Source organism: Thauera sedimentorum, from assembly GCF_014489115.1.
GTDB lineage: Bacteria > Pseudomonadota > Gammaproteobacteria > Burkholderiales > Rhodocyclaceae > Pseudothauera > Pseudothauera sedimentorum.
In genome coordinates this window covers 933,723-956,989 of record NZ_JACTAH010000001.1, presented here as the reverse complement: position 1 = coordinate 956,989, position 23,267 = coordinate 933,723, and the positions used below count along the sequence as shown (strand labels likewise).

Here is a 23,267-nt window from a genome sequence, read left to right as displayed (position 1 = left end):
GGCTGCATCAGGGGCTGACCGTTACGGTCAGCCCCTTTTTTCTGATGGCTTCGGCCACGCATTCAAGCTCGTCCAGACTCACCGGGCTGACGCGCGGCGCCTCCGGCTGCATGGACGGGCGCGCGACGCCGTAGAGCAGCACACCGCGCAGGCGGTCGCTGCCGGCGCGCTCGAGCACGTCCAGATAGGCCGCCAGGGCCTGGGCATCCGGTCCGACGCCATCCCAGCGGAACACGCAGGTCTGCGCCCAGGTGGGACACAGCTGCGCGCAGGCGGCCAGGTTGCGCACCACGCGGGCCACCGGCATGCGCACGCCGTTGATGCGCTCGATATCCTCGGGCCGCCCGCCATCCACCTTGAACCACACCTCGCCGCCGATCTCGCCCATGCGCGCGATGCCGGCACGCACACGCTCCCGGCCGAGCAGGCTGCCGTTGGTGATAAGCCGCAGCGGCACCCGGGTCAGACCGTACTTCTGCCGCAGGCGATGGATGAGTTCGACGACCTCGGGAAAGGCCGCCGCACTGGTCGGTTCGCCGTTGCCGGAGAGCGCGATGTCGCGCACTTCGCGCGCGCCTTCCGGCGCATTGCGCAGCAGCCAGTCGCCGTTGACCAGCGCGTTGAGAAAGCCGTCGAGTTCCGCCTCCAGCCGCGCCAGGTCGATGAGCGGCGCGGCACCGCGAACGAGGTCCGGTACCTGGCAGTACACGCAGTGCCAGTTGCAGGCGTTGTTGGGGTTGAGATTCACCCCCACCGACACGCCGCCGGCCCGGCGGGACAGGACCGGGTACACGTAGGTCATGCCCGCAAGATCGCGGTCATGATTGCGAACGCTCAGCTCAATCTTGCTGGAAGTCATTGTGGCGGAAGGAAAAACGGCCAGCGGCGGCACTGCACGCGGTGTATAATCCGCGCCCTTTACCGCCGAGATTGATCATGCGCATCACCCGCCGACTGGAGTTCGACGCCGGACACCGGATTCCCGATCACGCGAGCCAGTGCCGTCACATGCACGGCCACCGCTACGCGATCGAGGTGACGCTCTCAGGACGCATCATCGACGCGGCCGGCCAGCCGGTCAACGGCATGGTGATGGATTTTGCCGACGTGAAGACCATCGCCAAGCACCATCTGGTGGATCTGTGGGATCACGCCTTCCTGGTCTATCGCGGCGACACCGTGGTGGTCGACCTGCTGGCCCGCATTCCGGGCCACAAGACCGTGGTGCTGGACGTCATCCCCACGGCCGAGAACCTTGCCCGGCTTGCCTTCGAGATCCTGGACCCGCTGTATCGGGACAGCTACGGCAACGACCTGCGACTGGAGCAGGTGCGCCTGTTCGAGACGCCCAACTGCTGGGCGGACGCCATTCGCGGGGCCGGCTGAACCGGCCCCGCATTGCGGCTCAGCGCGAACCGCTCAGCAGGTCGCGCCAGCCGGCCAACGCATAGACCAGGATGGTGGTGCCGGCGAGACCCACGCCGAACACCAGCGCGATCAGGAACCAGTCGGCCGGCCCGCCCGCGTCGGTGAAGCCCGACGAGGACACCTTGGCCATCAGCACCAGCGACAGCGCGCCGCCGACCAGGCCCAGCAGTTCGGCACGCACCAGGCGCCGGCTGACGATGTGGCGCTCCTTCACCAGCACCGCGACGAAGGCGGCGATGCCGCCCACCGCCAGCAACACCAGCAACCACAGCAAGGGGCCGAGCATTTCCTGGAACACGGCCAGGAAGACCATCGGGTCGAGTTCTTTCATCTTTCCGTCCTCCTCAGGCGCGACCGCGCAGCATGCTGATGTAGGTGGGCTTGAGCGCCATGGTCTTCATCACCCAGCTCACCCACAGTTCCTCCAGCGGCGCAACGATGCCCGGGAAGGACGGGGTGAGGTTGTTCTCGTAGTCGAACTCGACCAGCATCGCCCGGCCCAGGCGGGTGATCAGCGGGCAGGAAGTGTAGCCGTCATACACCGCGTCGCTCTGCCGGCCAGCGATGTCCGCCACCAGGTGATCGACCGCCACCGGCACCTGCCACTTCACGCTGGCCGCGGTCTTGCCCTTGGGCACGCCGGCGATGTCGCCGATGCCGAACACCTCCGGGTAGCGCTTGTGGCGCAGGTTGCCGCGCTCCACGTCCATCCAGCCGTCTGCGGCCCAGGGGCCGTCCTGCCAGCGTAGCGGGCTGTTGCGCACCGCATCGGGCGCGCGCATCGGCGGGATCACGTTGATGAAGTCGTAGGGCTGCTCGACCAGGCCGTCCGGCGTGCTGAAGGTGGCCACGCGGCGACCCGGCTCGATGCGGGTCAGCACCCGGTCGTAGTGGGTCTTGATGCCACGGTCGCGGAACAGCATGCGCACCTTCTCATGCACGATGGGCACGCTGAACAGCGACTTGTTGTTGGCGTTGTAGATGATCTCCGCCTTGCCGCGATTGCCGCGCCGGCGCAGGTGGTCGTCGGCGATGAAGGTGTACTTGAGCGGTGCGCCCGCACATTTCATCTCGGTGGCCGGGCGGCTGAACACCCCTACCCCGCCACGGTCGGCAAACTGCGACAGCGCACCCCAGGTGGCCGCCGCGGCCTGCGGGCTGTGGTAGATGCTGCCCATGCCGTTCTGGCCGATCAGCGAGACGTCCATGCCTTCGATGGCCTCGTAGTCGAGCTTGAGGCCGGTGGCGACCACCAGGTAGTCGTAGGCAAGGGCGCGGCCGCTGGCGGTGACCACCCGCTTGCCCTCGGGGTCGAACTCGGCCACGGCCTCCTCGATCAGCTCGACACCGCCCGGCACGTATTCGGCGGTGGTCGACACCACGTAGTCGGCCGGCTTGATGCCCGCCGCCACCAGGGTGAAGCCGGGCTGGTAGAAATGCGGCTTGCGCGCATCGATGAGGGTGATCTTCGCGCCATCGAGACGCGCGGCCAGCCGCGACGCGGTCGCCAGCCCGGCAGCGCCCGCGCCGGCAATGACGATGTGCGCCGCCGTCCTGACCCGTTCGGCCGCCCGGGCCGGCTTGGCGCCCAGCATCAGGCTGCCCGCGCCGGCGGCACCCAGGGTCAGGAAGGTTCGCCGATCGAGCGGCGCACGCGCCAGACTCTGCAGCAATCGGTTTTCGTGTTCTTGAGAGCTCATCCTCGCCTCCTCCGTGTACCGGCGAAGCGACCCCTTGCCGCCTGGCCGAATGATGTTTCGGCGTCAGTATATCATCGTACGCTTATATGGTTATAGACTCATCGCTCGAGCCCGCCCTTGCCTGCGCGGGGCTCATCCCCCGCAGCGTTCAGGGCCTGCGTCAAACGTGGATGGACGACCCGGCGGAAGGCCATCTCGGTCAGGAAGCCTTCGCGCGAACCACCGATCACCCGCGCGTGGCGGCGCCGTTCGTCGGCCACGGTCGACACGGTCCGCCCCTTCGAGCGATGGGACGGAAACACCAGCGTCTCGTCGGGCAGGGTGAAGATGCGTTGCGTCAGGCTGTCGTAGAGCAGCGCCGGGTCGGATTCGCTGCCGCCGACGGCACACCCGCCTACCTCGAACACGTCGCCGCAGAACAGCCGGTCCCGCCAGCGGAAGCTGATGCAGCCCGGGGTATGTCCGGGGGTGGCGAGCACATGCAGCACCTCGTCACCGAACACCAGCGTGTCGCCATGCACCAGTTGTCGCGCAGCGTCCGCGAGGCCGGCTTCGACACCGGCAACGCAGGAGGCGCCGGTGCGGCTGCACAGGCCCGTGCAACCGGCATGGTCCGGCCGGTGAACATGGGTCCGCGCGACGTGCTGCAGGCGCAGGCCGCACTCGTCGAGCAGTGCGCAGATCAGCGCCTCCTGGCCGGGCGGCGGGTCGATCGCCACCGCGGACTGCCGCTCGGCATCGGCCAGCAGGTAGCCCACGGCGCTGGAGCGGCTGTCCTCGATGATGCGAAAGTACATCGCCCTACCCCCACAGCCAGGCCATGCGCGCACCGGCCAGGAGCAAGGCCGCCAGGCAGGTCCAGCCCGAGAAGATCAGGCGGAACACCAGGCGCTGCGGCCGGAAGCCGACGCCGCTCACATAGCCGGCGCTCATCGCCCAGAAGGCCGCCATGGCCGCCCAGTGGTCGGCCGCCCCGTCGGGGCCGGCCAGCGCATGCGGGTAGATGGTGACGCCGAGCGTGATCGCCAGCGCAACTGCGATGGCCAGCAGCTTGACCTGCCCGACCGGCGCCGCCACCTCCCGTCCGGTCTCAGGCGTCATCGCCTTCCCGTCGTGCCCGCAGGCTGTTGCGCCGTCCATCTTCATTCTCCATCCACAGCACGTTGAGGATCGCCATCAGAACGGCGAAGCCGATACCCAGCATCCAGGTGAAGTACCACATTCGTGTTCTCCTTGTTTCAGTAGGCGGAGTGTTCGTTCTCGCGCACGTAGGCCGCGGTGACCTTGCCGGACATCACCTTGTAGGCCCAGCTGGTGTAGAGCACGATCAGCGGCATGAAGATCAGCGTGGCCCAGAACATGATGGTCAGCGTGCGGTGGCTGGAGACCGCATCCCACACCGTGAGGCTCATGTCCGGCGCGCTGATCGAAGGCATCACGAAGGGGAACATCGACACCCCTGCGGTGCCGATCACCCCGACGATGGCCAGCGAGGAGGCCACGAAGGCCGCCAGCGTACGTCCGCGCCAGGCCAGCCAGACGGCGCCGATCACGCCCAGGTAGGCGAGCGCCGGCACCAGCAAGGTGGCAGGCATGGCACGATAGTTGGCCATCCACGCGCCGGCCTCGCGCGCCACCGTCTTGGCCTGCGGGTTGGGCAGCGCCGCGGAGTCGAAGGCGCTGGTGATCACATAGCCGGGGATGTCCTGCACCCACACGCCGGCCGCACTGAAGGCCGCCAGCAGCACGATGCCCGCGCCCAGCATGGCCTTGCGGCTGCGGGCGTAGATCTCGTCCTCGGTGCGGTGCATCAGGTACACCGCGCCCTGCAGGGTGATCATCGCGCTGGCCACCACGCCGCACAGCAGGGCGAAGGGATTGAGCAGGCCCCAGAAGCTGCCGGTGTAGTACGGCACCAGGGTGTCGTCGAAGTGGAAGGGCACGCCTTGCAACAGGTTGCCGAAGGCCACGCCGAAGATCACCGGCGGCACGAAACCGCCCACGAACAGGCCCCAGTCCCAGGTGCTGCGCCAGGTGGCGTTGTGGATCTTGCTGCGGTAGTCGAAGCCTACCGGGCGGAAGAACAACGCCCACAGCACCGCCAGCATCGCCCAGTAGAAGCCGGAGAAGGCGGTGGCATAGACGATCGGCCAGGCAGCGAAGATCGCCCCGCCGCCGGTGATGAACCACACCTGGTTGCCGTCCCAGTGCGGGCCGACGGTGTTGATCACCACGCGGCGCTCGGTGTCGTTCTTGCCGACGAAGGGCAGCAGCGTGCCCACGCCCATGTCGTGGCCGTCCATGATGGCGAAGCCGACGAGCAGCACGCCCACCAGCAGCCACCAGATGAGTTTCAGGGTCGGGTAGTCGATGATCATGATCCGGGATCCTCTCAGGCGTGCGCGGTTTCGTTCATGTAGCGGCCGGTGCCCAGGCTGCCCGGTCCCTGGCGGGCGAAGCGCACCATCAGGTACATCTCGACGATCAGCAGCACGGTGTAGAAGCCGACGAAGCCGGCGAGCGAGCCGTACAGGCTTTCCACCGACAGCGTGGACACCGACAGGTGGGTGGGCAGCACGCCGTAGATGGTCCAGGGCTGACGGCCATACTCCGCGACGATCCAGCCCAGTTCGGAGGCGATCCACGGCGCCGGCAGGAACCACAGCGCCCAGCGCAGCAGCCAGGGCTTGTGCTCGAAGCTGCCCTTCACCGAGTACCACAGCGCCAGGCCGAACAGCGCCAGCATGGCGAAGCCCAGCGCCACCATGATGCGGAAGCTCCAGAACAGCGGCGCCACCTTCGGGATGGTGTCGCGCGCGGCGCGGTCCATCAGCTCGGGGGTGACGTCGTCCATGGAGGTGACGTACTTCTTCAGCAGCAGGCCGAAGCCCAGATCGTCCTTGACCGCGTCGAAGCGCTGGCGCAGCTCTGCGTTGCCCGGGTCGGCGCGCAGGGCTTCGAGCAGGCGCACGGCCTCGACGCCCACTTCGACCCGCTCGCGGTTGCGCGCGACGATCTCGCGGATGCCCGGCATCTCCTTGTCCAGCGAGCGGGTGCCGATGATGCCCATCACCCAGGGGATGTGCAGGGCGTAGTCGTTCTTCATCTCCGCTTCGTTGGGAATGGCGATGACGTTGAAGCTGGCCGGTGCGGGCTCGGTCTCCCACATCGCCTCCATGGCGGCGAGCTTGGTCTGCTGCGCCTCGCTCACCACGTAGCCGGATTCGTCGCCCAGCACGATCACCGAGCACACCGAGGCGAAGCCGAAGGCCGCGGCGATCGAGAACGAGCGCCGGGCGAACTCCAGATCGCGACGGCGCAGCAGATACCAGGCCGAGATCGCCAGCACGAACATCGCCCCGGTCACGTAGCCGGCCGACACGGTATGCACGAACTTGGCCTGCGCATCCGGGTTGAACATCACCGCCCAGAAGTCGGTGAGCTCCATGCGCATGGTCTCGTAGCTGAACTCGGCACCCACCGGGTGCTGCATCCAGCCGTTGGCGATCAGGATCCACAGCGCGGAGAGGTTGGTGCCCACCGCCATCAGGATGGTCACCATCAGGTGCTGCACCCGCGACAGGCGGTCCCAGCCGAAGAAGAACAGGCCGATGAAGGTCGATTCCAGGAAGAAGGCCATCAGCCCCTCGATGGCCAATGGCGCGCCGAAAATGTCGCCCACGTAGTGTGAGTAGTAGGCCCAGTTGGTGCCGAACTGGAATTCCAGCGTGATCCCGGTGGTCACGCCCAGCGCGAAGTTGATGCCGAACAGCTTGCCCCAGAAGCGGGTCATGTCCTTGTAGATGAGCTTGCCGGTCATCACGTACGCACTTTCCATGATCACCAGCAGCCAGACCATCCCGAGGGTCAGCGGCACGAACAGGAAGTGGTACATCGCGGTCGCGGCAAACTGCAGCCGCGAGAGGTCAACGAGTTGCTCTGTGACCATCGGTCTCTCCGTCGTCAGGTTGTTGTACGCCCCCGGCCGCGTGCACCGCCATGCGTGCGGTATCCACCTCGACCTTGTGGTCGCGGATGAACACCCACCACAGGGCGGTGATCAGCACCAGCTTGAGCACGACGACCACGACGATCTCGCGCAGCAGTTTCCGGTCGGATGCTTGCATGTCTTTCTCCGGGGTACGTCCCGCATGTATCAAGGGGCGTGCCAGTCACCCCGCGGGCGCGGCAAATCATTGCTTTGAATCAAGTTTCGCTCACGAACCGACACAACAGGATTGACCGCGGAACTGCCAGCAAGGACACTCTGACAGTGCGGACTGCCAGTCCGCTGCCACTCTGGACAGCGCCATGCACAACGACACCCGCCCCCTGCCCGAACTCCTGTCCTTTCTGGACACCCTGCCGGAGCCGCACATCCTGTGCGACCGCGATTACCGCATCATCGCGGCCAACGCGGCCTACCGCGCCGGCTTCGCCACCGGGCGCAGCGTGATCGGGCGCACCTGCTACGAGGTCTCCCACCGTTACAACGTCCCCTGCGACCAGGCCGGTGAGTCCTGCCCACTGGCCAAGGGCTTGAAGTCCGGCCAGCGCGAGCGCGTGCTGCACCTGCACCACACCCCGCGCGGCGAGGAATACGTGAACATCGAGCTCTCGCCGATTCGCGACGCCAGCGGCGAGATCGCCTGGTTCATCGAAAAGATGGAGCCGATGAACGTGGCGCGCGGCCTCTCCGACCATGCCGGACTGGTGGGTCGCGCACCAAGCTTCCAGCACATGCTGGGGCTGATCGCACGCGCCGCGCCCTCCAACGCCAGCATCCTGCTGCAGGGCGAATCGGGCACCGGCAAGGAGCTGGTGGCCAACGCCATTCACGCCGCCAGCCACCGGGCGGACCATCCCTTCGTCGCGGTGGACTGCTCGGGCCTGCCGGAGACCCTGTTCGAGAGCGAAGTCTTCGGCCATGAACGCGGCGCCTTCACCGGTGCCACCAGCCGCAAGCCCGGCCTGGTGGAGGCGGCCAGCGGCGGCACCCTCTTCCTCGACGAAGTCGGCGACATCCCGCTGGGCATGCAGGTCAAGCTGCTGCGCCTGCTGGAAACCGGCACCTACCGCCGGGTGGGCTCCACCGAACTGCGCCGCGCCGACATCCGCCTGGTATCGGCCACTCACCGGCCGCTCAAGCGCATGATCGCGCAGGGCAGCTTCCGCCAGGATCTCTACTACCGCATCAATACCTTCCCGATCACCGTGCCGCCGCTGCGCGAGCGCGCCAGCGACATTCCCCTGCTGGTGGAGTCGCTGCTCGCCCGTGTCGCCGCCGGGCGCCGGCTGCGCGTCTCGCCGGCCGCCATGGCGGTGCTCACTGCCTACAGCTTTCCGGGCAACGTGCGCGAACTGCGCAACGTGCTCGAGCGTGCCAGCCTGATGTGCGACGGCGACGAGATCGGCGCGGAGCATCTGGACGAGGAGCTGCGCATCCCCGCGGCGACTGCCGACGCAAGCGACGCCGATGGACAGCGCCACCGCAGCGCGGACGGCGCACCGAGCTGGGACGACATCGAGCGGCGCAGCTTCCTGCAGGTCGTGCATGCCCACCGCGGCAGCCGCAAGGCGCTGGCCGAGAAGCTCGGACTCAGCGAGCGCACCCTGTACCGCAAGCTCAGGCAGTACCAGCAGGAATAGCGGCCTGACCGGGAAGCTGCCAGTCGTCCGCCAGCGTCTGCCAGAAAACGCCACAAACGGCATTTCTGGCAGTCAACCTGATCATCTGGAACGGCTGGACACATTATTTAAGCCTTTGTTTTTTAACGAACGCTCACCAAAATTCGACCAATAGACCCGGCTGGCACGCTACTTGAGTTAACTCCCGTCAGAAGCGGGAGTACTTGCCCAAACGGTCGCTGCAGCGTCACCTCGACGTCCCCCAACCCCCAGCAGGGGCCGTTACCCGAGTCTCCGGGCTCCCGCTTCACCTTGGCTGCCGGGCATCGATGATGCCCGGCACTTTTTTTGAATCCGTTCAGGGAGTACCCGCGATGCCGGAACTTGCCAGGGATCGTCGCAATTTGCTGATCGCCACCTCGGCCGCAGGCGCCGCCGCCGCCGCGGCAACGGCCGTCCCATTCGTCGCCAGCCTGACCCCTTCTGAGCGCGCCAAGGCCGCCGGCGCACCGGTCGAAGCCGATGTCGCCAAGCTCGCCCCCGGCGAGATGATGACCGCGGAGTGGCGCGGCAAACCGGTCTGGATCCTGCGCCGCACGCCCGAGATGCTTGCAAGCCTCAGCGGACACGAGGATCGCCTGGCCGACCCGCTGTCCGCCGCATCGCTACAGCCGGACTATGCCGCGAACCGCCAGCGTGCGATCAACGAGGAATACCTGGTGGTGATCGGCATCTGCACCCACCTGGGCTGCTCGCCCAGCGAGAAGCTGCAGGCCGGCCCGGCCAGCGGGCTGGGAGCGGACTGGCCCGGCGGCTTCCTGTGCCCCTGCCACGGCTCGATCTTCGATCTCGCCGGAAGGGTATTCCGCCACCAGCCGGCGCCCACCAACCTGGAGATACCGCCACATGCCTGGCTCAGCGCGACCAAGCTGCTGATCGGTGACGATGGCGGCGGCGCAGCCTGACGAAACCTACGATAACGATAAGGGAGGAGACGAGCATGCAAACAATCATCAGCCGGGCGGCGGCGCTCGCCGTCGGCATCGCGTTGTGGGCCGGCGGCGCCGCTTTGGCCGCCACAGCGGACCACGGCAAGTTCAAGGAACTGCAGGGGCCATTTGCCAGCGGCGAGGAGGTCACCCGCGCCTGCCTGTCCTGTCACACCGAGGCCGCCAAGCAGGTGATGGCCACCCGCCACTGGACCTGGGAATACGAGAACCCTGTCGACGGCAGCAAGCTGGGCAAGAAGACCATGCTCAACGGCTTCTGCATCGGCGACAAGTCCAACGAAGCCTTCTGCCAGTCCTGCCATGTGGGCTACGGCTGGAAGGACGACAGCTTCGACTTCACGGCCGAGGACAAGGTCGACTGCCTGGCCTGCCACAACACCGGCGGCTACAAGAAGATCGCCGGCCTCGCCGGACATCCGGCCTACGAACGCATGGAATGGCCGCCGAAATCGGGCAAGTTCCTCGAACCGACCGACCTCGCCTGGGTGGCGCAGCATGTCGGCCCCACCTCGCGCGAGACCTGCGGCAGCTGCCACTACTACGGCGGTGGCGGCGACGGGGTCAAGCATGGCGACCTCGACTCCTCGCTCAACAAGGCGAGCCGCGAGCTGGATGTGCACATGGCCACCGACGGCCTGAACTTCGCCTGCAGCGACTGCCACAAGGCAGAAGAGCACAAGGTGCCGGGCAGCCGCATCGCCATGACCGCCGCCGACCCGCACGGCCCGCTGGTACGTGGCCAGAAGAGCGAGCGCAACCCGGCGACCTGCCAGTCCTGCCACGGTGACAAGCCGCACAAGGAGAGCCTGCTGCAGGCCGGCCGGCTCAACGCCCACACCGACACGCTAGCCTGCCAGGCCTGCCACATCCCCAGCTTCGCGCGCGGCGGCGTGCCCACCAAGATGGGCTGGGACTGGTCCACTGCCGGCAAGCTCACCGACGCGGGCAAGCCCTTCCAGAAGAAGGACGACAAGGGCCACGTGATCTACGACAGCAAGAAGGGCGACTTCGTCCTCGGCGAGGACGTGGTGCCCGAGTACCTGTGGTTCAACGGCCAGGTCACCTACACCACGGTGGACACCCGCATCGACCCGTCTGCCGAAGTGCCGATCAACACCTTCCACGGCAAACCCGGCGACCCGGACGCACGCATCTGGCCGGTGAAGGTCTTCCATGGCAAGCAGCCCTACGACGTGGAGCACCGCACCCTGCTGGTGCCGCACACCGCCACGCCGGACGACACCGCCTTCTGGTACAACTTCGACTGGCCCCGCGCGCTGGCCGCCGGCGCCGCAGCCACCGGCCAACCCTACAGCGGCAAGTTCGACTTCGTCGCCACCCGCATGATCTGGCCGATCACCCACATGGTCGCCCCCAAGGAAGACGCGGTGGCCTGCCACGAATGCCACAGCCGCGACGGGCGGCTCGCCGGCATAGAGGGCGTCTACCTGCCAGGCCGCGACGGCCTGCCCTGGCTGCGCATGCTCGGCTGGCTGGCTGCAGCCGCCGCGCTGGCCGGCGTGCTGATCCACGGCGCGCTGCGCATCCTCACCCACTACCGGGGGAAGTGACCATGAGCGAACATCAAACCAGCGGCCGCATGTACGTCTTCAAGCGCTACGAGCGTTTCTGGCACTGGTCGCAGGCCGCGCTGATCATATTCATGATGCTCACCGGCTTCGAGATCGCCGGCACCTACCAGAACTTCGGCTTCCAGCGCGCGGTGGAGTACCACACCCTGGCCGCCTGGACGCTGCTGGTGCTGTGGGCCTTCACCATCTTCTGGCAATTCACCACCGGGGAATGGCGCCAGTACATCCCCACGCTGAAGAAGGTGGACGCCATGGTGCGCTACTACGCCTGGGGCATCTTCCGCGGCGCGCCCCACCCCTACCGCAAGACCGTGCTCAAGAAGCACAATCCGCTGCAGCGCCTGGCCTACCTGGCCCTGCTGGCGGTGGTCTCGCCCATCATCTGGGTGTCCGGCCTGCTCTACCTGTTCTACGCCTACTGGGGCGACTACGGCATCGACCGCTGGCTGTCGCTGGACTGGGTGGCCACCGCCCACACCGCCGGCGCCTTCATGATGCTGGTGTTCTTCATCGTGCACGTCTATCTGACCACCACCGGGCACACCGTATTCGCCCACATCAAGGCGATGATCACCGGCTGGGAGGACGAAGACGAACACGAGCCCGGCGCGCAGCCTGCCACGGCGCGCAAGGCACCCTGAGCCCGGGGCGACCGGCTCAGTCGGGCCGGTCGCTGTCCGGCAGATCGTAACGGTCGGCGATGTAGGCCGGCCCCTTCATCACCAGCACCACCACGCAGAAGATGCCCACGGTGAGCAGCGCGGCCCAGAACAGGGTCACGCTGCCCAGCGCCCAGATGTCGGCCATGTGCACCGCGCGATACACTTCCGGGCTCGTGCTCGCGCCCCAGGCCACACGGGCGAACAGCGCCGGCAAGACGGCCACCGCGGTACCCCACAAGGCCAGCAGCGGAAGTTTGCGCAGCACCGTGCGCTCCAGGCCGGGCGGCTCGCGCCTCGAACCCGGCAGTCGATTCCATCTTTGTCCCATGTCCCGTCCCTCCTCGGGTGCGCACGCAGGGGCCTCGTGCTGAACGCCATGCCGCCCGCCAGCCGGGTCTTGCCTGCATGCGGTTTCGACGCTCGCGGCCGGCGACAGTTTCTGCGGTTAGCACTGGGGCTTTCCCTGACCGGGCGGATGATCGACGCGCGCCATGATCATCGACTACACTGAAACGCCCCGCCGTCAGGGCATGTTCACAGCACCCTGCGATCCCTCCCGGATACTGTGATCACACCCTGGGCTGCGCGGGTTTTCGCCCCAATCCGCACAGGACGATGCCATGTCGAAGCACAACACCATCCGAACCGTTTCCCTGACGCTGTGCAGCGCATTCGTGCTCAGCGCCTGCGTTTCCAACCCGTTCAACAAGAGCAGCGACCAGGCAGGCGAGGCCAGCGACAGCAGCAAGACCGCCACCGCCGCGCAGACCGAGCAGAAGCCGGCGGAACAGAAGAGCAGCGCAATCCCGCCGGGCATGAACGCCAATGGCGAGGTGGTGGATTCCACCAAGATCGAAGCCGGCCACGGCCAGCAGGTCAAGGGCCTCAACGACTGGGAAGGTGAGATCACCGGCAAGCCCTTCCCGGGCAGCAAGTTCACCAAGCTCAAGATCGGCATGCCGATGCGGCAGGTGATGGACCTGATCGGCCAGCCCTCGGACCAGGGCTCCTACGTCACCGGCAAGGCCTGGATCCCCTTCTACTTCGGCGCCGACCGCTACCGCCACGAACTGATCTACAAGGGCCAGGGCCGCCTGATCTTCTCCGGCGGCTCGGTGGGCGACTGGAGCAGCGGCCACCTGACCTGGATCATCTTCAACAAGAACGAAGGGGCTTATCGCTGAGCCGCTTCACGTAACACGCATGCGCAAAACAAAGGGCGGGGATGATTCCCCGCCCTTTGTCGTGAACCCGCCCGGTGCGGGTTACAGCGCGTAGCGCCGCAGGCGCAGCGAAAACTCCTGGAGTTGCTGGATGCCGCTCTGCTCCGCACGCTGGATCCAGTCGTGCAACTGGGCCAGCAACTGCTCGCGGGTGGCATTGGAGCGCGCCCAGATCGCCGCCAGTTCCTCACGCATCGCCACCACCGTGGCCAGCGCCGTGCTGTCGCGCAGCACCTCGGCGAACTGGCGCTTCTCGTGCTCGTCCAGATGGCGGTCTTCGCCCGAGAGCACCCAGCGGCGCAGCGCCTTGGGGTCGAAGCGGCCCGCATGGCGGGTCTTGAGCTGCGCGATCTCGTCCTTGCAGATGCGCTTGAGCGAGGCCACGTAGCGCGTCATCACGTCGTAGCGATGGGTGATCACCGCCTGCAGCGTATCGAGATCGGCCACCTGCTTGGCCGCATCGAAGCGCGGCTTGGGGATCACCTTGCGCGGGGTGGCCAGGCCGAGCATGGCGAGGATGCGGATGTACATCCAGCCGATGTCGAACTCGTACCACTTGGCCGACAGCTTGGCCGAGGTGGCGAAGCTGTGGTGGTTGTTGTGCAGTTCCTCGCCGCCGATCAGGATGCCCCAGGGCAGCAGGTTGGTGGAGGCATCCGCGCAGTTGAAGTTGCGGTAGCCCCAGAAGTGCGCCAGCCCATTGACCACGCCGGCCGCCCAGAACGGGATCCACACCATCTGCATCGCCCAGATGCTCAGGCCGACCGGGCCGAACAGCACCAGGTCGATGATCATCATGATCGACACGCCCAGGACGGAGTGGCGGTATACCTTGCGTTCCAGCCAGTCGTCCGGCGTGCCGTGGCCGTAGCGCGCCAGCGTCTCGGGGTTCTTGGCCTCGGCGCGATAGAGCTCGGCGCCCTCCAGCAGCACTTTCAGCAGGCCGCGGGTCTGCGGGCTGTGGGGGTCCTCGACGGTTTCGCACTTGGCGTGGTGCTTACGATGGATGGCGGCCCATTCCTTGGTCACCATGCCGGTGGTGAGCCACAGCCAGAGGCGGAAGAAATGGCTGGCGATCGGGTGCAGCTCCAGCGCCCGGTGGGCCTGGTGACGGTGCAGGAAGATGGTCACCGAGGCGATGGTGACATGCGTCAGCGCCAGGGTGACGAGGACGTAGCCCCACCAGGGCAGATCGATCAGACCGAGATACATGCGTGCGTGTGTCCTTCTTGTGGATGATGCGGCCGGAAGATTCTACGCCGCACACGCCGCCCGACAAGCGCCCGGCGACCCCTGCAGAGACTCCGGCACGGGACGTAAGTTCAGCCGTCCGGCGAAGCCCCGGGCCGGGGCTCCCAGGGCAGGCTGCGCAGCTCGGTGGCCGCTTCGCGGTGGCGCTGCCAGTTGCGCAGGTAGAGCTGCGCCAGCGCGCAGTTGTCGCGCAGCACGATGAGGTTCTCGGCGTTGCGGTTGCGCGCAGACCAGGTGTAGTTGTACGAACCGGTCGCCACCGCACAGCCGGGACCGGCCGCGTCGACGATCAGCACCTTGTTGTGCGCGGCCGCATAGGCGGTCTCGAAGGCCACCGGAATGCCGGCCTCGAGCAGCTGCGGCAGCGCGTTGCGCCCGCTCTTGTGCATCTGCGCGTCGGCCAGCACCTCCACCACCACCCCGCGGCGCTGCGCCTCGACCAGGGCCGTGGCGAGCTTGCGGCTGGTGAACACGTAGGCCTGCACCTGCAGGCTGCGGCGTGCGGCGCCGATCAGCTCGACCAGCACCGCCTCGGGGTCGTCCGCCGGGGAAAAGACCACTTCCACACTGCCCTGTGCGGGCAGGCGTTCGCCGGCGGCTGCAGGCGCGCAGGCGCCCAACGCCACCAGCGCGAGCACGACCTCAACCCGCATTGCGCTCCAGCACCGCGGCGAAGAACCCGTCGGTGTCGTGCTCCACCGGCGACAGGCGCAGGCGGGTGCCGGTTTCCAGCGCAATGTCCTGTTTCGCCAGCACTTCCTGCGCGCTCACCTCGCGGAATTCCGGGTGCGCGGCCAGGAAGGCGTCCACCACGCCGTCGTTCTCCTCGGCGAGCAGGCTGCAGGTGGCATACACCAGCCGGCCGCCGGGGCGCACCAGGCGCGCGGCCGAGGCCAGGATGCCGCCCTGCTTGGCGACCATCTCGGCCACCGATTCGGGACTCTGGCGCCACTTCAGGTCGGGGTTGCGGCGCAGCGTGCCCAGGCCGCTGCAGGGCGCGTCGACCAGCACGCGGTCGGCCTTGCCGGCCAGGCGCTTGACCTTGGCATCGTTCTCGTGGGCGATCACCGTCGGATGCACGTTGGAAAGCCCGGCACGCGCCATGCGTGGCTTGAGCTTGGCCAGCCGCCGCTCGGACACGTCGAAGGCGTAGAGCCGCCCGGTCGAGCGCATCATCGCGCCCAGTTGCAGGGTCTTGCCGCCGGCGCCGGCGCAGAAATCCACCACCATCTCGCCGCGCTTGGGCTGCACCAGGAAACCGAGCAACTGCGAGCCCTGATCCTGCACCTCGAAGCTGCCGTCGAGGAAGGCCGGATGCTTCTGCAGCGCCGGCTTGCCGGCCAGGCGGATAGCCTGCGGCGACAGGGCACCGGCCTCGGCCGCGATGCCGTCGGCCTTCAGGCGGGCGAGCAGCGCGTCACGGTCGGTCTTGATCAGGTTGGCGCGCAGGTCGAGCGGCGCCGGGCGGTTGAGGCTGTGCGCCAGGGCCAGCAGACCGGCTTCGTCGGTGCCGGCGAGCAGGCGCTCGGCCAGCCAGTCGGGCAGGTCGGCGCGTTCGGCGAGACTGCCCTCGTCCATGTCCTGCGCCTTCAGCCCGGCGATCCATTCGCGCTCGGCGGGCGAGGTGACGTCCTCGAAGTGGCGCATCGGCCAGCCTTCGCCGCGTGCCAGCCAGGCCAGCAGCAACTGGCGCGCGGTCGCCTCGGCACCGGCCAGGCGGTGCAGCCAGCGCAGCCGGCGCAGTACGCCGTAGATGGCCTCGGCGACAAAAGCACGGTCGCGCTGGCCCAGCGCGTGGTTCTCGCGGAAATGCCGCGAGAGCACCGCATCGGCCGGATGTTCCATGCTCAGCACCGCCCCCAGCACCTGGGTGGCCTGCACCAGCAGCGGGCGGCTGACCCCCGCGGCGTTGACCTTCGGTGCCATCACCGGCTTCTTGTTCTGCTTGCCCTGCTTTCCGTTCGCCTTCATGAACCCTTTCCAGTTGTGGCCTCGCCGATGCGCAGTTCGCTGGCACGCTGGTCCAGCACCTCACCATCGTCGTCGGTCATCCGGATCCGCACCGGCAGCATGTGCTGCTCGGCCGCGAACCACACCTCGATCTCCATGCTGCCATCGACCGCCCGTGCCTTGAGCCGCCTGGCCTTGATCCGCCCCATCGGCAGTTCGACGGTTTCATCGCCCACCCAGGCCAGGGTCGAATCGGCGGCCTTGCGCCCAGTCACCACATTGAGCGTCCCGGGCAGCGGCCGTCCGTTGCCGATGGACACCTGATGCCACAGGCTGAGCACATCCTGGTCGTTGGCCAGCAGTGCGGATTCGCGGGTGCGCCCTTTGCGGGTATGGGCCACGAGCTTGCGCTGCCAGTCGAATTCGGCGAGTTCGGCCAGTTTCCCTTCACGCTCCACGCTGAAACGCGCAGGGCGCAAGCCCTTGGCCGTCACTTCGCCTTCGCTGCGCTGCACGTAATGCAGGTTCTTGATCAATGCCGCCAGTCCGACCGTGCGTACCGCGGTCTGCATGCGGTACTGCCGTCCGTCATGCGACCAGCTGTGCCGCGCCTCGCCGATCTGCGGCCCGTCGCCCATGGTGATCTGGTAGACGATCTCCCCGCTTGCCGGCCAGTCAGCGGCCTGGGCAAACATGGGCATCACGGCCATCAGCACCAGCAGCGCCAGACGCCGTCCCGCGCGCAGCAACAAGGCGTTCATCGCACCGACTCCAGTGCCGGCACCACCAGCGCCGCGCCCGCTTGCGGCTCGTCGGCCAGGTGCACGCGGTTGCCGTCGAGCCGCAAGCGGCCGTCGACGAACCAGCGCACCGCCTGCGGATAGATGCGGTGTTCCTCGACCAGCACCCGGGCGGCCAGGCGCTCCTCGTCGTCGCCATCCATCACCGGCACCACCGCCTGGATCACCACCGGTCCGCAGTCGAGCGCGGGGGTGACGAAATGCACCGTGGCACCATGCACCCGCACCCCGGCTTCCAGCGCGCGGCGGTGGGTATGCAGGCCCGGGAAGGACGGCAGCAGCGAGGGGTGGATGTTGAGCAGGCGGCCTTCGAAGCGGCGCACGAAACCGTCGGTGAGCACGCGCATGAATCCGGCCAGCACCACCAGGTCCGGCGCGTAGGCTTCGATGGATTCGGCCAGCGCGGTGTCGAAAGCCTCGCGGTCGGCATAGGCCTTGTGATCGACCACCGCGGTGGCGATGCCCTGTTCGGCGGCGAACTGCAGGCCCTTGGCGTCGGGGCGGTTGCTGATCACCGCAGCGATGCGCGCACCGGGGATGGCCGCGCGCACGATGGCCTCCATGTTGCTGCCGCGGCCGGAAACGAGAATGACGATGGACTTCATGATCCTGTGAGGGAATGCGCCCGCACAGGCTCAGTGCACGGGCAGGAAGACGGCAGTGGCCATGTTCTGGACCACCCGGGTGACCGTACGTTCGGTCTTTTCCTCAACAACGTCGGAGAGCACTTCCAGATGGCCGATGATGCGGCCGAACTCGCGCTCGAAGCTGAGATTGGTGACCTCGCCGATCTCGTTGGAGAGCAGCAGCGGTTCGCCGTTCCCGTCGCGCGCGCTGGCCAGCTTCCAGGCCGCGATCTCGACGTTGCGGGCCGCATTGTAGATGCGCTGCGCGTTTAGTTCATCAAGAAGATAGAACTCGACCCTGTCGCCGAAGGCGGTCTGCACCATGCTGGCCAGCCCGACGATGAAGGCCGCCACCCTGTCGCCGCGGTAGTCGGCATGAAAGGCGATCTGCAGCGCGTCGATGTCGCGGCGGTAGCCCAGTTCCTCCAGCCGCCAGCCGTGGTTGCGCGCGAAGATGCGCGCGACCGCCTCATCCGGCCCTGCCGCCCCGCTCTTGCGCCACTCGCGCGGATTGCGCTTGTAGAGCTTCTCGGCGAGCCGGCGCAGGCTGGCGAATACGCGCTGCTGGTTCGCCTCGGCAAAACGGTCGACATCGGTCTTGATCAGGTGCTGGGGGGCAAAGGACGGCAGGCGCGCATCGCGCGGGGCGGTGCCCGGCGAGGAACAGCCGGCGAGCAGCGCGGCGCCCACCGCCAGAACGCCCAGGCGCATGCCTGCGAGGCGACGGGAGAATGGCAACGTGCGAGGCAAGGACATGCGCAAGGCCTATTGCACCAAAATGTTTGCGCCGCACATGATACCGGAACGCATCCGCGGCACGGCGTGCATTACGCCCTGCCGCACGCCCGGGGTGCCCCTGCGGCGCGGCGTATAATCCGCCCCTTTCCGTCGATGCGCCTCCCGCCATGTCCGTGATCCACCGCCTGCCCGACCTGCTGGTCAACCAGATCGCCGCCGGCGAGGTGGTCGAACGGCCCGCCTCGGTGCTCAAGGAAGTGCTGGAAAACGCGGTGGATGCCGGTTCGCGCGCCATCGAGGTGCAACTCGAACAGGGCGGCGTGCGCCGCATCCGGGTGGCCGACGACGGCTGCGGCATCGAGCGCGAGGATCTCGCGCTGGCGCTGGAACGCCACGCCACCAGCAAGATCGCCAGCCTCGACGACCTGGAGCGCGTGGGCACCATGGGTTTTCGCGGCGAGGCGCTGGCGGCGATCGCCGCGGTGGCGCGCACCAGCATCACCAGCCGCGCGACGGGCGCCGCGCACGCCTGGCGGATAGATGGCGACGACCGCAGCCTGGCCCCGGCCGCGCTCAACCACGGCACCGTGGTGGACGTGGCCGACCTCTACTACAACACCCCGGCGCGACGGAAATTTCTCAAGAGCGAAGGCACCGAGTTCGCCCACTGCGACGAGATGTTCCGCCGCGTGGCGCTGGCCCGCCCCGACATCGCGCTGCAGCTCGCGCACAACGGCCGGGTCTCGCACCGCCTGCCGGTGGCCACCCCGCTCGCCCGCGTGGCGGCGTTGATGGGTGACGATTTCGTCGCCCACGCACGCGAGGTGGAGGCCGAATCCGGCGTACTGCGCCTCACCGGCCTGGCCTCACTGCCCGCCTACTCGCGCGCCAGCCGCGACGCGCAGTACTTCTTCGTCAATGGCCGCTTCGTGCGCGACAAGCTGCTCACCCACGCGGTGCGCCAGGCCTACGCCGACATCCTGCACGGCGCGCGCCATCCGGCTTACGTGCTGTTCCTCACCCTGGACCCGGCCGGCGTAGACGTGAACGTGCATCCGGCCAAGATCGAGGTGCGCTTCCGCGACTCGCGCGCGGTGCACCAGTTCGTCTTCCACGCGCTGACCCGCGCACTGGCCGAATCGGGCGCCGCGCTCGCCGGGCGGGAGGCCGTCGCCGAACCGGCAACCCCCACCGCGGCAACGCCCGCGCCTGCAGCCGCCACGCCGCGCGCGCCCTACCCCTCGGCGCCGCCGGTACAGGGCCAGCTGGCGATGGAATCGGCCAGCCGCGCCTACTACGACTTCGTCGGCGGCGTGCGCCCGGCGGCAGGCGGCAGCGCGCCCGGGGCCGGCGCCATCCCCGCGCCGGCGCAGGCCCTCGCGCCGCGTCCGCTACCGAGCACCGAACATGCACCGCCGCTCGGCTACGCGCTCGCCCAGCTGCACGGCATCTACGTGCTGGCGCAGAACGAGCACGGCCTGGTGCTGGTGGACATGCACGCCGCTCACGAGCGCATCCTCTACGAGAAGCTGAAGACCGTGATCGACGGCCGCCCCTCGGTGCAGCGCCTGCTGATTCCGGCGGTGTTCGGGGTCAGCGCACGCGACATGGCCGCGGCCGAGGAACATGAAGAGGTGCTGAGCCGCATGGGCTTCGAGATCGCCCCAGCCGGCCCGCAGGAGCTTGCGGTACGCAGCGTGCCCGCCCTGCTCGCCAATGCGCCGGTGGCGGAGCTGGTGCGCAAGCTGCTGGAGGAACTGCGCGAGTTTCCGGCCACCGAGGTCATCACCGCGCGGCGCAACGAACTGCTCGCCACCATGGCCTGCCACGGCGCGGTGCGCGCCAACCGCCAGCTCACGGTGCCTGAGATGAACGCGCTGCTGCGCGAGATGGAAGCCACCGAACGCGCCGACCAGTGCAACCACGGCCGCCCCACCTGGACCCAGCTCAGCATGCAGGAGCTCGACCGCTTCTTCATGCGCGGCCAGTAGGAGCGGCGTTGGCCGCTCCCACCGGGGACGAACCGCGCGGCCGATTTTTCGCGTGCAGGAGCGGGCTTGCCCGCGATGCGGCTGCCGTCATCCCACCGGCCGCATCGCGGGCAAGCCCGCTCCTACTGGTCGATCTGCGCCAGCGCGGCGTTGATCGCCGCCTCGTCGGCCGGGCGCACCAGTTCGGCGAGCACTGCGCCGTCGCGCAGGAACACCAGCGTCGGCCACAGCTTGACCCGGAAGCTGCGCCCCAGCCGCCGGCCGGGGCCGTCCTCGACCTTGATGTGACGCACCGCCGGATGCGCGGCCAATGCCGCAGCCAGCAGCGGCTGGGCCGCGCGGCAGTGGCCGCACCAGGGCGTGCCGAACTCCAGCAGCACCGCGCCGGACAAGGCATCCACCTCGTCCCGAGTCGGCGACGTTGGCGAAAAATCCGCAACGAAGCCCATCTTCAGCCCCTCAACTGCATCACCGCGACCACCAGCACCACCAGCGCCACGGTGACCCAGCCGATCAGGTCCACCGAGCGGCGCAGCGCCGCCTCCATGCGCGGCCCGCCCCAAGCCATCAGCCCGGCAACCAGGAAGAAGCGTGCGCCGCGACCGATCAGCGAGGCCAGCACGAAGGGGCCCAGCGTCATCGCCGCCACGCCGGCGGCAATCGTGAACACCTTGTAGGGAATCGGCGAGAAGCCCGCCAGGAATACCGCCCAGAAGCCCCAGCGGCCGAACCATTCCTGCGCCACCTGGTACTTCTCCCAGTAGGCGCTGCCGCGCAGCACGGGCTCGATGAGGTCGAAGGCGAACATCCCTATCGCGTAGCCCAGCAGCCCGCCGGCCACCGACGCGAGCGTGGTGAGCAGCGCGAACCACCAGGCGCGCGCCGGTTGCGCCAGGCTCATCGGCGCCAGCATCACGTCAGGCGGAATCGGGAAAAAGGAGGATTCGGCAAAGCTCAGCCCGCCCAGGTACCAGGGGGCGTGGCGATGGCGCGCCCAGCGCATGGCGCGTTCATAGAGCGGGGAGAAGATTTTCACGCGACTGTCGTCCTTCCTGGCAGGGGGAGTGGCCATTCCGGGGCGCAATCATACCCGCGATGAAGGATAATGGCCGCCCCGCACGCAGCCCTTCTCGTAACGCCCCGTGTCCGCCCCCCATCCACCCGCCCTGCTCCTGCTCGGCCCCACCGCCAGCGGCAAGACCGCCTGCGCGCTGGCGCTCGCCGCCGCGCTGCCGGTGGAGATCGTCAGCGTGGATTCCGCGCTGGTCTATCGCGACATGGACATCGGCACCGCCAAGCCCACGCCGGAAGAACTGGCCGCCTGCCCGCACCACCTGATCGACATCGTCTCGCCGGAAGAGGCCTATTCGGCCGCACGCTTCCGTGCCGATGCGCTGCGCGTGATGGACGAGATCGCCGCACGCGGGCGTATTCCACTGCTCGCCGGCGGCACCATGCTGTATTTCAAGGCCCTGCGCGAGGGGCTCTCCGACCTGCCGCCGGCCGACGCCGCGCTGCGCGCCGAACTCGACCGCGCCGCCCTGGAACGCGGCTGGCCGGCGCTGCACGCCGAGCTGGCCGCCCTGGACCCGGCCGCCGCCGCCCGCCTGGAACCCACCGACGCGCAGCGCATCCAGCGCGCGCTGGAGATCGTGCGCCTCACCGGCCGCCCGCTGGCCGACAGCTACGCGCGCCGCGAGATGGCCACCCCTCCCTGGCGCCTGCTGCCGATCGCGCTCGCGCCCTCGGACCGCAGCGTGCTGCACGCGCGCATCGCGCAACGCTTCGACGCCATGCTCGCCGCCGGCCTGCTCGACGAAGTGCGCCGCCTGCGCGCCAAGTACCGGCTGGACCTCGGCATGCCGTCGATGCGCTGCGTGGGCTATCGCCAGGCCTGGGAGCACCTCGACGGCCAGTACGACCTCGACACCCTGCGCTTCAAGGGCATCGCCGCCACCCGGCAGCTCGCCAAGCGTCAGCTCACCTGGCAGCGCCAGTTCCGCGAAACCTGGCCGGAACTGGTGGAGATCGACTGCCTCGCCCCGAACCTCGCCGGCACGGTGCTCGCCACCGCCCGCCGCCTTCTCGAACCGAACTGAAAGGACTACACGCCATGGACGACAACGCCGAGATCCAACAAGAGGTACGCCGCTGGCTGGAAGAGGTGGTGATCGGGCTCAATCTGTGCCCCTTCGCCCACCAGCCCAACAAGCTCGGCCGCATCCGCATCGCGGTCAGCGAAGCCGCCGACGAGGAGAGCCTGCTCGAGGCGCTGCAGGACGAGATGAGCCTGCTCGACGCCAGCGAGGAGAGCGAGATCGAGACCACCCTGCTGGTCACCCCGCACATGCTCGACGATTTCGAGCAGTACAACGCCTTCTTCGATCTGGTCGACGTCTGGCTGCGCGAGTTCGGCTGGGAAGGCGACTACCAGGTGGCGAGCTTCCACCCCGACTACCAGTTCGCCGACACCGACCCGGACGACCCCGGCAACCTCACCAACCGCTCGCCCTGGCCGGTGTTTCACCTGATCCGCGAAGCGAGCATCGACCGTGCGCTGTCCAGCCACCCGGACGTGGAAGGCATCCCCGAGCGCAACATCGCGCGGGTCGAGGCGCTCAGCCCGGAAGAACGCCGCCGCCTGTTCCCCTACCTCTTCGGCGGCTGA

27 protein-coding genes are annotated in these 23,267 nt (G+C 68.1%); 9 read left to right on the top strand and 18 right to left on the bottom strand.

Features of this window, described 5'->3' with window-relative positions; genetic code table 11:
* Nucleotides 1–7 precede the first annotated feature (7 nt).
* The gene (locus IAI53_RS04315; protein ID WP_187716895.1) at nt 8–859 is read right to left on the bottom strand and encodes a radical SAM protein; all 852 of its coding nucleotides are present in this window, start codon (nt 857–859) and stop codon (nt 8–10) included.
* A 77-nt stretch (nt 860–936) separates the two neighbouring features.
* Here IAI53_RS04315 and queD point away from each other — a divergent pair, with 77 nt between their 5' ends.
* Nucleotides 937–1,386, top strand: coding sequence for a 6-carboxytetrahydropterin synthase QueD (queD, locus tag IAI53_RS04310; RefSeq protein WP_187716894.1), 450 nt, complete (start codon nt 937–939; stop codon nt 1,384–1,386).
* A gap of 19 nt (nt 1,387–1,405) precedes the next feature.
* Here queD and IAI53_RS04305 read toward each other — a convergent pair whose 3' ends face one another.
* From IAI53_RS04305 to cydP, 8 genes are all read right to left on the bottom strand, one after another.
* Nucleotides 1,406–1,759, bottom strand: coding sequence for a DUF5368 domain-containing protein (locus IAI53_RS04305; RefSeq protein WP_187716893.1), 354 nt, complete (start codon nt 1,757–1,759; stop codon nt 1,406–1,408).
* Nucleotides 1,760–1,772: 13 nt separating this feature from the next.
* Entirely contained in the window at nt 1,773–3,128 is a 1,356-nt protein-coding gene (locus tag IAI53_RS04300) for an NAD(P)/FAD-dependent oxidoreductase (protein WP_187716892.1), read from the bottom strand.
* Between the two features lie 98 nt (nt 3,129–3,226).
* Nucleotides 3,227–3,925, bottom strand: coding sequence for an MBL fold metallo-hydrolase (locus IAI53_RS04295; protein ID WP_187716891.1), 699 nt, complete (start codon nt 3,923–3,925; stop codon nt 3,227–3,229).
* A gap of 4 nt (nt 3,926–3,929) precedes the next feature.
* A complete protein-coding gene (locus IAI53_RS04290; protein WP_187716890.1) occupies nt 3,930–4,229 on the bottom strand; it encodes a cyd operon YbgE family protein in 300 nt (99 codons plus the stop codon).
* The gene (gene cydX / locus IAI53_RS04285) at nt 4,219–4,350 is read right to left on the bottom strand and encodes a cytochrome bd-I oxidase subunit CydX (protein WP_187716889.1); all 132 of its coding nucleotides are present in this window, start codon (nt 4,348–4,350) and stop codon (nt 4,219–4,221) included. Before cydX ends, IAI53_RS04290 begins: the two co-directional genes overlap by 11 nt.
* 16 nt (nt 4,351–4,366) lie before the next feature.
* Complete coding sequence (gene cydB / locus IAI53_RS04280; protein ID WP_187716888.1) at nt 4,367–5,506, bottom strand: cytochrome d ubiquinol oxidase subunit II; 1,140 nt, start codon at nt 5,504–5,506, stop codon at nt 4,367–4,369.
* Between the two features lie 14 nt (nt 5,507–5,520).
* Nucleotides 5,521–7,077: a cytochrome ubiquinol oxidase subunit I gene (locus IAI53_RS04275; protein ID WP_187716887.1), complete on the bottom strand. Its 1,557-nt coding sequence runs from the start codon at nt 7,075–7,077 to the stop codon at nt 5,521–5,523.
* Nucleotides 7,055–7,255 carry a cytochrome oxidase putative small subunit CydP gene (gene cydP, locus IAI53_RS04270; protein WP_187716886.1) on the bottom strand — a complete coding sequence of 67 codons (201 nt, stop codon included), beginning with the start codon at nt 7,253–7,255 and terminating at the stop codon, nt 7,055–7,057. The genes IAI53_RS04275 and cydP overlap by 23 nt, the downstream gene beginning before the upstream one ends.
* 184 nt (nt 7,256–7,439) lie before the next feature.
* Here cydP and IAI53_RS04265 point away from each other — a divergent pair, with 184 nt between their 5' ends.
* The 4 genes from IAI53_RS04265 to IAI53_RS04250 all read left to right on the top strand — a co-directional run bounded on the left by IAI53_RS04265 (nt 7,440) and on the right by IAI53_RS04250 (nt 11,999).
* Nucleotides 7,440–8,777 (top strand): sigma-54 interaction domain-containing protein, encoded by a 1,338-nt coding sequence (locus IAI53_RS04265; RefSeq protein ID WP_187716885.1) that lies wholly within the window; start codon nt 7,440–7,442, stop codon nt 8,775–8,777.
* Nucleotides 8,778–9,130: 353 nt separating this feature from the next.
* Nucleotides 9,131–9,721 (top strand): ubiquinol-cytochrome c reductase iron-sulfur subunit, encoded by a 591-nt coding sequence (gene petA, locus IAI53_RS04260; RefSeq protein WP_187716884.1) that lies wholly within the window; start codon nt 9,131–9,133, stop codon nt 9,719–9,721.
* 35 nt (nt 9,722–9,756) lie between these two features.
* Entirely contained in the window at nt 9,757–11,337 is a 1,581-nt protein-coding gene (locus IAI53_RS04255; RefSeq protein WP_187716883.1) for a tetrathionate reductase family octaheme c-type cytochrome, read from the top strand.
* Nucleotides 11,338–11,339: 2 nt separating this feature from the next.
* Nucleotides 11,340–11,999, top strand: coding sequence for a cytochrome b/b6 domain-containing protein (locus IAI53_RS04250; protein ID WP_187716882.1), 660 nt, complete (start codon nt 11,340–11,342; stop codon nt 11,997–11,999).
* A 16-nt stretch (nt 12,000–12,015) separates the two neighbouring features.
* Here IAI53_RS04250 and IAI53_RS04245 read toward each other — a convergent pair whose 3' ends face one another.
* Nucleotides 12,016–12,348 carry a hypothetical protein gene (locus IAI53_RS04245; protein ID WP_187716881.1) on the bottom strand — a complete coding sequence of 111 codons (333 nt, stop codon included), beginning with the start codon at nt 12,346–12,348 and terminating at the stop codon, nt 12,016–12,018.
* A gap of 292 nt (nt 12,349–12,640) precedes the next feature.
* Between IAI53_RS04245 and IAI53_RS04240 the strand changes: the two genes are divergently transcribed.
* The gene (locus IAI53_RS04240) at nt 12,641–13,204 is read left to right on the top strand and encodes a hypothetical protein (RefSeq protein ID WP_225433133.1); all 564 of its coding nucleotides are present in this window, start codon (nt 12,641–12,643) and stop codon (nt 13,202–13,204) included.
* A gap of 81 nt (nt 13,205–13,285) precedes the next feature.
* On the opposite strand, the gene IAI53_RS04235 is transcribed toward IAI53_RS04240, so the two are convergent.
* The 6 genes from IAI53_RS04235 to IAI53_RS04210 form a co-directional block, all read right to left on the bottom strand.
* Nucleotides 13,286–14,455 carry a DesA family fatty acid desaturase gene (locus tag IAI53_RS04235; protein ID WP_187716880.1) on the bottom strand — a complete coding sequence of 390 codons (1,170 nt, stop codon included), beginning with the start codon at nt 14,453–14,455 and terminating at the stop codon, nt 13,286–13,288.
* Nucleotides 14,456–14,565: 110 nt separating this feature from the next.
* Nucleotides 14,566–15,147: a phospholipase D family nuclease gene (locus tag IAI53_RS04230; RefSeq protein WP_187716879.1), complete on the bottom strand. Its 582-nt coding sequence runs from the start codon at nt 15,145–15,147 to the stop codon at nt 14,566–14,568.
* Nucleotides 15,137–16,420: an RsmB/NOP family class I SAM-dependent RNA methyltransferase gene (locus tag IAI53_RS04225; protein ID WP_187717953.1), complete on the bottom strand. Its 1,284-nt coding sequence runs from the start codon at nt 16,418–16,420 to the stop codon at nt 15,137–15,139. The genes IAI53_RS04230 and IAI53_RS04225 overlap by 11 nt, the downstream gene beginning before the upstream one ends.
* 41 nt (nt 16,421–16,461) lie before the next feature.
* Nucleotides 16,462–17,205: a DUF3108 domain-containing protein gene (locus IAI53_RS04220; protein ID WP_187716878.1), complete on the bottom strand. Its 744-nt coding sequence runs from the start codon at nt 17,203–17,205 to the stop codon at nt 16,462–16,464.
* A complete protein-coding gene (gene purN / locus IAI53_RS04215; protein ID WP_187716877.1) occupies nt 17,202–17,849 on the bottom strand; it encodes a phosphoribosylglycinamide formyltransferase in 648 nt (215 codons plus the stop codon). Before purN ends, IAI53_RS04220 begins: the two co-directional genes overlap by 4 nt.
* A 30-nt stretch (nt 17,850–17,879) precedes the next feature.
* The gene (locus tag IAI53_RS04210) at nt 17,880–18,581 is read right to left on the bottom strand and encodes a hypothetical protein (RefSeq protein ID WP_187716876.1); all 702 of its coding nucleotides are present in this window, start codon (nt 18,579–18,581) and stop codon (nt 17,880–17,882) included.
* Between the two features lie 194 nt (nt 18,582–18,775).
* Here IAI53_RS04210 and mutL point away from each other — a divergent pair, with 194 nt between their 5' ends.
* Nucleotides 18,776–20,599 (top strand): DNA mismatch repair endonuclease MutL, encoded by a 1,824-nt coding sequence (mutL, locus tag IAI53_RS04205; protein ID WP_187716875.1) that lies wholly within the window; start codon nt 18,776–18,778, stop codon nt 20,597–20,599.
* A 122-nt stretch (nt 20,600–20,721) separates the two neighbouring features.
* Here mutL and IAI53_RS04200 read toward each other — a convergent pair whose 3' ends face one another.
* Both IAI53_RS04200 and IAI53_RS04195 read right to left on the bottom strand, forming a co-directional pair.
* Nucleotides 20,722–21,048, bottom strand: coding sequence for a thioredoxin family protein (locus tag IAI53_RS04200; protein ID WP_187716874.1), 327 nt, complete (start codon nt 21,046–21,048; stop codon nt 20,722–20,724).
* A gap of 2 nt (nt 21,049–21,050) precedes the next feature.
* A complete protein-coding gene (locus IAI53_RS04195; protein WP_187716873.1) occupies nt 21,051–21,635 on the bottom strand; it encodes a YqaA family protein in 585 nt (194 codons plus the stop codon).
* A 106-nt stretch (nt 21,636–21,741) separates the two neighbouring features.
* Between IAI53_RS04195 and miaA the strand changes: the two genes are divergently transcribed.
* Together miaA and IAI53_RS04185 are read left to right on the top strand one after the other, a co-directional pair.
* Nucleotides 21,742–22,698 carry a tRNA (adenosine(37)-N6)-dimethylallyltransferase MiaA gene (gene miaA / locus IAI53_RS04190; RefSeq protein ID WP_187716872.1) on the top strand — a complete coding sequence of 319 codons (957 nt, stop codon included), beginning with the start codon at nt 21,742–21,744 and terminating at the stop codon, nt 22,696–22,698.
* A gap of 14 nt (nt 22,699–22,712) precedes the next feature.
* The gene (locus IAI53_RS04185) at nt 22,713–23,267 is read left to right on the top strand and encodes a DUF1415 domain-containing protein (RefSeq protein ID WP_187716871.1); all 555 of its coding nucleotides are present in this window, start codon (nt 22,713–22,715) and stop codon (nt 23,265–23,267) included.